The organism is Aneurinibacillus terranovensis DSM 18919, assembly GCF_000430625.1.
GTDB classification, from domain to species: Bacteria; Bacillota; Bacilli; order Aneurinibacillales; family Aneurinibacillaceae; genus Aneurinibacillus_B; species Aneurinibacillus_B terranovensis.
The window spans coordinates 1-10,097 of record NZ_AUMJ01000088.1; the positions used below are offsets into that span (position 1 = coordinate 1).

Genomic DNA, 10,097 nt, shown 5'->3' on the forward strand with positions numbered 1-10,097 from the left:
TTTAATCAGGGTGTCACTGGTTCGAGTCCAGTATGGCTCACCATTTTGTAATTTGGGCATACTTGTGATGAACGCATCATGCAGTTTGATGTTCATCATTTTACATATAAAAGTCCTGTATTGGGATAACATCAGTCATTTCTAATCAGAGATGGCTTTTTTTTGCGTACAGGGAGGCAAAAATCTCCAACATGCAAGTTTGCAGCCAAGTTGTCACCATGCCACAGACGCAGGCGATAGCCCTAGTTTTCTTTCCTGTAGCTAACCTCAAAAAGCAAAAGTAACGGCACGCCTTCTGCCCACAGGTGCTCGTTAGGTAGTGAATCCTAATTCAAGTATGATATACTTAAACCATCAGGATAAAAACAACGGAGGGACATATGGGCAACCAGCAATACATGCCAAAAAAGAAAAATAATATTGTTCCCATAAATATGGATGCCGCCTTCTATTATAACCGGGCAATGAAATCCTTGAATAAGCTCAATTACCATAAGGCGTTGCGTTATTTTCGCAAAGCGATAGAGCTTGAACCCAGGAATCCGGTCAATTATTGCAACATGGCGGGTATTTTAGCTGAACTTGGCAAATATGAAGAATCCAACCGCCTTATCTGGCATGTGCTTGAGGAAATCGATCCCGAACTTGCAGAATGCTACTTTTATTTAGCTAGTAATTATACCAACCTTATGGATTTTGAAATGGCCGAACAATACCTTTTAAAATATTGTGAAACCCTGCCTGAAGGCGAATTTGTAGAAGAAGCTGAAGACTTGCTTGAATATATATGTGACCAACTGCAGCGTTCACCGCGTGAAGCCAGCTCAGAGGAAGATTTGGAGGTTGCGGTTCTTCACGACCGCGCGCGCAAAATGTTAGAAGAAGGACGTTTTGTTGAAGCTTCCCGGCTCCTTCAGAAGCTCTGTAAAGAAAATCCCGAGTTCATTGCCGCCCGTAACAATTTAGCTTTATGTTACTATTATATGGGCCATTTTGAAAAGGCGATGGAAACGGTCGAAATTGTTCTTAAATTGGAGCCTTATAACATACATGCCCTTTGTAATCTGGCGGTGTTTTATTCTCACAATAAAAATGAAGAGAAATTACAAGAAGTGCTGAATCTGTTAAAAAAAATCGTTCCTTATCATTTCGATCAAACGTATAAACTTGCCACTACGCTCGGCATTCTTGGAGAGAATGAAGCAGCCTATTTTTTATTCCGAAAAATGATAACTCATACCGGATATGGTGATATCTTTTTGATTCATTATGGAGCGGTAGCTGCTTATAATACAGGCAGGTTAAAAGAAGCCGAGGAATTATGGAAGAAAGTCAAACGGTTGGACCCCGATAAGCCGGTAGCTCCTTTCTACTTAAATCTTTTGCAGGCAAGGGCATGCGGCAGGCTTGCAATGAACGAAGCTTTCTATCATTACGAAATTCCCCAAGCGCAAAAGCTGTTATGCGATACGTATTCCAAGGAGGAGTTTAACGAAGAAATAAAGAAAAACCCCCTTATCCGTTCATCTTTTCTATGGGCCCTGCGTTTTGGTGATAAGGATACAAAACTGCAGGTTATCCAGGCGTTTGAAAATATTGCGGACAGTGAGGTGGAAGAAGCTCTTCGATTGTTTTTGATGAATCCAAGCGAAGACGACTACTTAAAGAGGGTAGCGATTTTTGTTCTGAGAAAAATGGGTGTTCAGGAACCTCTGCAAGCCGTGATCAGTAATAAAGCGCGGCAGATTGATCCGGGTCTTCATTCCACAAATCTCCCGGTTTGGATGAAGAAGTGGCAGGATGTGATGGATTGCATCAACCTGCATATGCACGAACAGTACGATATGTTTGAACAACGGGAAGCCCATCACCTTTGGATTGAGTTTGTGGGGGCGGTTTATCCGAATGTTCCCACTATCCGTAAAGAGGAAGCCTGGGCTGCTTCTGTTGAATATCTGGTTGCTAAACGTAACCATTACCCGGTAACCCAGGAGGAAGTGGCCCGACGATATGGTGTTTCTCCGGCCACTCTCGCGCGAAATTGTAAGACGATTACACGGGTTTGTCCCGAAAAAAACGAGTAAGCACTCCGATACCCCGGTTTAAACCGGGGTATCTTTATATAGAATTCCTTGTTACGGTAGACATTTTTGTGATTTCGATTTATGATAGAACTGTTAAATCGATAATGTTCGATTAAATCGAATAGTTCTTTCTCAGATGAGGTAAAATAAATATAAATAGGAGGTAATAGGGATGAGTGAAGAAAAAATTTATGATGTCATTATTGCGGGGGCGGGTCCGGCCGGTATGACCGCTGCCGTGTACACCTCCCGGGCAAATATGAGTACGTTGATGATTGAACGGGGAATTCCTGGTGGGCAAATGGCCAATACGGAGGAAATCGAGAACTATCCTGGCTATGAATCCATTCTGGGTCCCGATCTCTCCAATAAAATGTTCGAACATGCCAAAAAATTCGGGGCAGAATACCAATACGGTGATATCAAAGAAATTATTGATGGCCAGCCTTATAAAACGGTGAAGGTTGGTGACAAGGAATACAAAGGTAAAGCGGTGATTATCGCGACAGGTGCGGAGCATCGTGAACTTGGCGTGCCCGGAGAAAAAGAACTGTCAGGCAGGGGCGTTTCTTATTGTGCGGTCTGCGATGGGGCCTTTTTCCGCGGAAAAGAGCTTGTGGTTGTTGGCGGCGGTGATTCGGCAGTTGAAGAAGGAACATTTTTAACACGCTTTGCGACGAAAGTTACAATTATTCATCGCCGGGATGAACTACGTGCGCAAAAAATTTTACAAAAACGCGCCATGGAAAATGAAAAAGTAGAGTTCATCTGGAATACGGAAGTAAAGGAAATCCGAGGCGATGGTGTTGTACAATCCATCCTGTTGTATAATCGTGTAACCGGGGAAGAAAGGGAATTCAAAGCAGACGGCATTTTCATTTATGTCGGCATGGATCCACTCTCAAGCGCGGCGAAAAACCTTGGTATTACAAATGAAGCCGGCTATATTGAAACGGATGATAGGATGGCTACGCGCGTCCCGGGTATTTTTGCGGCCGGTGACGTACGGGAAAAAACGTTGAGACAGGTTGTAACAGCAACCGGAGACGGAGCAGACGCCGCTTTATCCGCCCAGCATTACGTGGAAAACCTGGATGAACGCCTTAAAGAGGAAGCAGCAGCACAGGCTAAATAAAAACGTAATAAATATTTAACCCCGCTGTAACATTCCTGAAATAAAGAAAGGGTATTCTAAAGATACTTAATTGACCCCTTTTATAAATATATTAGGCGCAGACTGATGTCTGCGTCCTTTTTTTGGCTTATAGGGAAGCATACCTTTCTTGTATCAAATACAAGAAAATACGCAGTGATAAATTTTTTTCTGCAGAGTTGACAGGAATGGTATGCTTATATTATCTAAAGGAGCTTTGATTTTGTATAACCTGTCTGTAGGAAGTGAATAAATATGGAAAAACCTATAAATGAGATTAACCTCCTGATTATAACCGGCTTGTCCGGCGCTGGGAAAACGGTTGCCGTCCAGAAGCTCGAAGATTTAGGTTTCTTCTGCGTCGATAATCTTCCACCAGTGCTTATTCCGAAGTTTGCCGAACTGATTGACCAGTCGGGCGGCAGAATTGAGCGGGTTGCTCTCGTTATTGACCTGCGTGGACGGGAGTTTTTTGATTCACTTTCTGACTCATTGGAACGTCTTAGCGAGATGGCGCATATCTCGTATCAAATTCTCTTTTTAGACGCTAACGATCAAGTTCTTGTACAGCGGTATAAGGAGACGAGGCGAAATCATCCGCTGGCTCCGACGGGGCTTCCGCTCGAAGGGATTAAATCCGAGAGAAGACTGCTCGAAGAATTAAAAGGTCGGGCAAATTTAGTCATTGATACGAGCCATTTAACACCCAGTGCATTAAAGAGCAAAATTAGCCAAATGTTTAGCCAGATGAATGAACGCTTAACCGTGAATGTACAATCATTCGGCTTCAAATATGGAATACCGATCGATGCGGATCTTGTTTTTGATGTGCGTTTTTTGCCTAATCCGCATTATGTTGACACCCTGCGGCCCAAAACGGGGAAAGACACAGAAGTGTATGATTATGTATTTAAATGGGACACTTCCAAAGAGTTTATTGGTAAACTGACAGGCTTTTTGGATTTTACACTTCCACATTACCAGAAGGAAGGAAAAAGCCAACTGGTGGTCGCAATCGGGTGTACCGGTGGAAAACACCGATCGGTGGCTATTGCTGAATACCTGGGGAATCGTTATCAGGATCAGTATAATGTCCGCGTAAATCATCGTGACATGGAGAAGGGCCGTTAATTAGAGGTGGAGAATGGGAAGAAAAAAAGGGAAACCGCGCGTAGTTGTCATTGGGGGTGGAACAGGTTTGTCTGTTCTGCTGCGGGGGTTAAAAGAATATCCGGTCGATATTACTGCCATTGTTACAGTGGCAGATGATGGCGGAAGTTCAGGAAGGCTGCGGTGTGAGTTGAAGATGCCGCCGCCAGGGGATATTCGAAATGTGCTGATTGCCCTTGCTGATACTGAACCGCTGCTTGAAGGCTTGCTCCAGCATCGATTTGTTGGGGGCAACGGGCTTTCCGGGCATTCTATCGGCAACCTGCTGCTTGCCGCACTGATGGAACTCAGCGGTGATTTCGTTACGGCAATTGAACAATTAAGCCAGGTTCTTGCCGTTAGAGGCCAGGTTTTGCCGGCTGCCAGACACGCCATTGTATTGAGTGCAGAAATGGAAGACGGCACAATCGTTACCGGGGAATCAATCATTCCTAAATCGGGAAAGCGTATAAAACGCGTCTTTATTGATGAAAAGAATGTTAGGGCGCTCGATGATGCGGTGACAGCGCTTATTAAAGCGGATGCCATTATCATCGGTCCCGGAAGCTTATATACAAGCATTCTGCCAAACTTACTCGTACCTGGTATCGTGGAAGCCATTCGGGAAAGCAAAGCGGTTAAAGCCTATATTTGCAATGTGATGACGCAGCCAGGCGAAACGGATGGTTACACGGCAGGAGACCATCTCAAAGCCATTCACAGCCACGTGGGTAATTCGTTGTTTGAATATATTATTGTAAATAACGGAACGGTAGAAGAAGAGGTTCGCGCCATGTATGCGGCACAGGGGCAGGAACCGGTGGATTACTCAGAAGAATACCTCACAAGGCAAGGCTACAAAATTGTTGCCGACCAATTGCTGATTTATGATAAGTTTTTGCGGCATAATGCGGCAAAACTTAGCCAGATAATTATGGGGTTGATTGAAAAGAAAGCATGAGGTGATAGCATGTCTTTTGCTGCACAAACAAAAAAAGAGCTTACGCAATTAGACACCGACCCATGCTGTGAAAAGGCAGAACTCACCGCCTTAATTCGAATGAACGGAGCGCTGCAGTTCGGTGGAAAGCGCTTTGTTCTTGATGTGTCTACAGAGAATGCGGCTATTGCACGCCGGATTTATTCGCTTGTAAAAAAGCTGTTCCAAATCCATGTCGAACTGCTGGTACGAAAAAAAATGCGCCTGAAAAAAAATAATGTGTACCTTGTACGGATACCCCAGCAGGCACGCGAGATTCTCGATCAGCTGGGAATCATGGAGGAAGGAATCTTTCATTACGGGATTTCACCCTCTATCGTTGAAAAGGAATGCTGCAAACGGGCTTATTTACGCGGAGCTTTTCTAGCCGGGGGCTCGGTGAATCACCCTGAGGCCTCCAGCTATCATTTAGAGATTTTCTCTTCCCATCAGGAACACTGCCAGCAACTTGTCGCGTTAACGAATTACTTCGAATTAAACGCCAAATGTATTGAACGAAAAAAAGGCCATATCATGTATATTAAGGAAGGCGAAAAAATTGCGGAATTTCTCAGGGTGATCGGCGCTCACCAGGCGCTTTTTTACTTTGAAGATATTCGAATTGTAAAGGATATTAAAAACTCAGCCAACCGTTTAAATAACTGTGACATGGCTAACCTGAATAAAACAGTAACTGCAGCGATGCAGCAGATTGAAAATATTATGTTAATCGACAGGGAAATCGGCGTGGAGAATTTACCGGACCGGCTGCGGGAGGTGGCGGAGCTTCGTTTAAAATACCGGGATATGAACCTGAGCGAATTAGGTGAAATGGTGCCCAGCGGGAAAGTAAGCAAGTCAGGTATAAACCACCGTTTGCGAAAAATTGGTGAAATTGCAGCGAAACTTCGTGCCGGTCAAACGAATGTTTAAGATAAATAGATGTATTCATGTTATAATGATAAAAATTTTGTGTTTTTAAGGGGGAGGTCCCGAATGGTACAGGAAAAAGTGACGGTTAGACTTAAAACCGGTCTGCAAGCCCGTCCCGCCGCTTTTTTTGTTCAGGAAGCCAATCGGCATGTATCCGAAGTGTTTGTAGAACGAGAGGACAGAAAGGTTAATGCCAAAAGCATTATGGGAATTATGAGCCTTGCTGTTGAAAGTGGAGCAGAAATTACGATTATTGCTGATGGACCTGATGCTGAACAGGCGGTTCAGAGTCTTAAAGACTTAGTGGAAAACGAAGAGTAACTATAAAAAGAGCCGTCAACCAATGGTGAGCGGCTCTTTTTATAGTTACCTTCCGGTTTGCCGGTTTATGAATTCTGTTCCTTTTTTCCCAAGCTTTCGATTACCTGGTCGATAAGACCATAATCTTTTGCTTCCTCGGCAGACATGAAGTAGTCACGATCTGTATCCTTCTCCACTCTTTCCAGAGGCTGGCCCGAACGGTCGGCGATAATTTTATTTAATTGATCGCGCATTTTCAAGATGCGGGTAGCAGCGATTTGAATGTCAGATGCTTGACCCTGTGCTCCTCCAAGCGGTTGGTGAATCATAACCTCGCTGTTTGGCAGAGCATAGCGTTTGCCTTTAGCCCCTGCCGTTAAGAGAAACGCACCCATAGAAGCGGCCATTCCCACGCAAATTGTAGAAACATCCGGCTTGATGAACTGCATCGTATCATAAATAGCCATGCCTGATGTAATGGATCCACCTGGGCTATTGATATATAAGCTAATATCTTTATCCGGATCTTCTGCGGCCAGGAAGAGTAGTTGTGCCACAACGGCATTCGCTACCTGATCGTTAATTCCTGTTCCGAGAAAAATAATACGGTCTTTTAATAGACGAGAATAGATATCGTATGCTCGTTCACCGCGGTTGGTTTGTTCGATGACTGTAGGAATTAGATTCAATGTTCTTTCCTCCTCTCGTATTTACATATATAGTACAACAAAGGTCAAAAAAGGTCAAATAATGTTGTGCTCTGGTCTACACTCTATTTATATACATTTTTCCTCTAAATTAATCATTTTAAACTTTTTGTCGAGCCTAAAAATATTTCGGGAACCTTTGTCGAAGCTAGAGCATATTATAATTAAGTGTGCCATAATATGTGAAAATACAGAAATTCAATCTAGAGAGGAGCAGGTGGCATGAATGTATATGACGAATGGATAGGAAAAATGATACAATTAATATACAGTGATTTGGATGGGGAAACCGTGCAAGGAATCGGGCGTATCCTCTATACGTTAAAAAACCGTGCTTTTGTCTTTGAAACAATGGAAGACGGCCGACAGATGATCGTTTATAACCGCCATGTAAGCAAAATAGAAGAGGTTCCCGTTCCTTCCCTGCTGGTGAACCAGGAGATAACTTCGGACGATTTTAGCAGGTAATTGATACTCCAAGGAGCGATATGGATGAAGCAACCGTTTGAACTAATACGTGAAGAAGGATTAGCGATTCGTGGCGACGTTTTTATAAATACGGCTGAATTGAACCGTAAGCCCGTGGTTATTGTATGTCATGGTTTTAAAGGGTTTAAGGATTGGGGCATGTTCCCGCGTATCGGAAAATACCTGGCTGACCAGGGGTTTGCCGCTATCACCTTTAATTTTTCCGGGAATGGCATTGGGGAAGACTTGGAGAATTTTACCGAGCTTGAGAAATTTGGGCGTAATACGTATCAGCAGGAGTTAAGCGATTTGGATTTTCTGATTCAAATGCTTAAAGCTGGCAAACTTCCTGGTTCCGAGTTGATGAATACTAACCGTATCGGCCTTATCGGTCACAGTAAAGGAGGCGGAGACAGCATCCTTTACGCTGTATCCTATCCCGAAAATATACGAGCGGTGGTTACGTGGAACGGAATTGCCCATGTTGATGTTTTTGGTGTCAAGGTTCGCAGGCAGGTAGAGGAAACGGGGATCGGTTATATTTTGAACGGGCGAACCGGACAGAAAATGCCAATCGAAAAAATTGTAATTGACGACATTGATGTCAATGCCCGACAGTATGACTTGTTAAGCTGCGTCGCTGAGATGGAGCAGCCTCTTTTAATCGTGCAGGGAACGGATGACTTCCCTCGGCTTGTGAAAGGAGCTGAGTCTTTAAAACAGCATGCCAGGAACGGTCGCTTATGCTGGATTAAGGGCGGGAGCCACACGTTTAACACGGTTCACCCGTATAAAGGAGATACGGAACCTCTGCTGCAGGCACTTGATACAACGGCGGCATTTTTACGGGATGTTTTATAGGGTGAATCCTTGGTCTATCAGTCAGGAAAGGGCAGGTGTTTATTTTTTGCACCTGCCCTTTTTGCCGTGTCGGAAAGAATCCGACATCTTTACCCGATTAATACGATATGTAGTAAAATAAATTATATAATTAAACAGATATAGATGCAGTACGCCTCGGGATTTTGGTTGCGTTTTTGGACGTAGGGGGAGTGGAAATTGATATGCGAGAAAATTCTTTATACATTTTGACAGTACGCGGCATTGGATATAAGCTCCGGTTTTGGTTCGCAAGATGAACCAGAGTCATAAACGGGGGTAAGATCGTAAAAAAACGAAGGTGGTGGTTATGATGCTGGATCATTTGGAAACCGACTGGGCTGATCTGCTAAAAGGAGAGTTTGAAAAACCTTATTACAAGCAGTTGTGCACATTTTTACTCGATGAATATGCCACGAAAGAAATCTATCCGGAGAGAGACAACATTTTTTCGGCATTGAATCTAACTCCGTTTGTCAAAACGAAAGTAGTCATATTGGGACAAGACCCATATCACAGGCCCGGGCAGGCGCATGGGCTGAGCTTTTCCGTAAAGCCTGGAGTTACCCCTCCGCCTTCTTTGAAAAATATTTTTAAGGAATTGCATAGTGACATAGGCTACCCTATACCGAATCATGGTTATCTGGTGAAATGGGCAAAAGAGGGGGTATTGCTGTTAAACACGGTGATGACGGTTCGCCGGGGTGAACCCAACTCACATAAGGGAAAAGGATGGGAAATATTTACTGACCGTATTATATCTTTATTAAACGAGAAGTCAGAACCTATCGTTTTTATCTTGTGGGGAAGTCCGGCGCAGGCGAAGCGTAAACTTATCACATCCAATCGTCATTTTATTATTGAATCCTCACATCCAAGTCCTCTATCAGCGCGGAGAGGTTTTTTCGGCAGCCGGCCTTTTTCGCGTACGAATGAGTGTTTAGTGAACGTCGGCGAACAGGTGATTGACTGGAAAATTCCTGATTTAGCCGTTCAGGAATAAACCGGGAGATTTTTCATCGTAGCGATTCCTAGATTTTTTATCATTATGTGTGTTTTCTACTTTATAAATTAGCCGAGAACACTCGTGACTTCCGTCATGAGATGAATTGGCTTCGGACAAGGCGTGTCTTTTGACACATCAATTGTCCGACATATGTTGACTCGTCTATTAACAAAAAAACACTGATATTTAGCGATAATAACTTAAAAAATATTTGACATATGTTATCCTGTGATTGAGGTGGATAACATGGCAGAAGTCAAACATGGTAGAGGATATGTGTACTCTATCCAATACCATATTGTATGGTGTGTGAAATATCGCCATAAAGCAACATTCAATTCCAAATATCATCAAAGCGTTAAAAGGTGTTTCGGCAAGGTTGCTATTTAAAGAGTTCCCCCAGCTAAAAAAGAAACTATGGGGAGGGAATCTTTGGAAT

10 protein-coding genes and 1 pseudogene are annotated in these 10,097 nt (G+C 43.5%); 10 read left to right on the top strand and 1 reads right to left on the bottom strand.

What is annotated here, in order from left to right; all coding sequences use genetic code 11:
• Positions 1-380 precede the first annotated feature (380 nt).
• The 6 genes from H525_RS24235 (at position 381) to H525_RS0114650 (ending at position 6,619) form a co-directional block, all read left to right on the top strand.
• Positions 381-2,084 (top strand): tetratricopeptide repeat protein, encoded by a 1,704-nt coding sequence (locus H525_RS24235; protein WP_051331061.1) that lies wholly within the window; start codon positions 381-383, stop codon positions 2,082-2,084.
• A 172-nt stretch (positions 2,085-2,256) separates the two neighbouring features.
• Positions 2,257-3,219 (top strand): thioredoxin-disulfide reductase, encoded by a 963-nt coding sequence (trxB, locus tag H525_RS0114630; protein WP_027416807.1) that lies wholly within the window; start codon positions 2,257-2,259, stop codon positions 3,217-3,219.
• Between the two features lie 273 nt (positions 3,220-3,492).
• A complete protein-coding gene (rapZ, locus tag H525_RS0114635) occupies positions 3,493-4,368 on the top strand; it encodes an RNase adapter RapZ (RefSeq protein WP_027416808.1) in 876 nt (291 codons plus the stop codon).
• Positions 4,369-4,381: 13 nt separating this feature from the next.
• The gene (locus H525_RS0114640; RefSeq protein WP_027416809.1) at positions 4,382-5,347 is read left to right on the top strand and encodes a gluconeogenesis factor YvcK family protein; all 966 of its coding nucleotides are present in this window, start codon (positions 4,382-4,384) and stop codon (positions 5,345-5,347) included.
• Positions 5,348-5,356: 9 nt separating this feature from the next.
• The gene (whiA, locus tag H525_RS0114645) at positions 5,357-6,298 is read left to right on the top strand and encodes a DNA-binding protein WhiA (RefSeq protein WP_027416810.1); all 942 of its coding nucleotides are present in this window, start codon (positions 5,357-5,359) and stop codon (positions 6,296-6,298) included.
• Between the two features lie 63 nt (positions 6,299-6,361).
• Positions 6,362-6,619 carry an HPr family phosphocarrier protein gene (locus tag H525_RS0114650; RefSeq protein WP_027416811.1) on the top strand — a complete coding sequence of 86 codons (258 nt, stop codon included), beginning with the start codon at positions 6,362-6,364 and terminating at the stop codon, positions 6,617-6,619.
• Between the two features lie 65 nt (positions 6,620-6,684).
• Here H525_RS0114650 and clpP read toward each other — a convergent pair whose 3' ends face one another.
• The gene (gene clpP, locus H525_RS0114655) at positions 6,685-7,287 is read right to left on the bottom strand and encodes an ATP-dependent Clp endopeptidase proteolytic subunit ClpP (RefSeq protein WP_027416812.1); all 603 of its coding nucleotides are present in this window, start codon (positions 7,285-7,287) and stop codon (positions 6,685-6,687) included.
• Positions 7,288-7,527: 240 nt separating this feature from the next.
• On the opposite strand from clpP, the gene H525_RS0114660 reads away from it, so the two are divergent.
• The 4 genes and pseudogenes from H525_RS0114660 to H525_RS26505 form a co-directional block, all read left to right on the top strand.
• Positions 7,528-7,773, top strand: a complete 246-nt coding sequence (locus tag H525_RS0114660) for a hypothetical protein (protein ID WP_027416813.1) — start codon at positions 7,528-7,530, stop codon at positions 7,771-7,773.
• 24 nt (positions 7,774-7,797) lie between these two features.
• Entirely contained in the window at positions 7,798-8,634 is an 837-nt protein-coding gene (locus H525_RS0114665; RefSeq protein WP_027416814.1) for an alpha/beta hydrolase, read from the top strand.
• 331 nt (positions 8,635-8,965) lie between these two features.
• Positions 8,966-9,655, top strand: a complete 690-nt coding sequence (locus H525_RS0114670; RefSeq protein WP_027416815.1) for a uracil-DNA glycosylase — start codon at positions 8,966-8,968, stop codon at positions 9,653-9,655.
• Positions 9,656-9,904: 249 nt separating this feature from the next.
• A pseudogene (locus H525_RS26505) lies at positions 9,905-10,097 on the top strand (transposase); the annotation flags it as partial.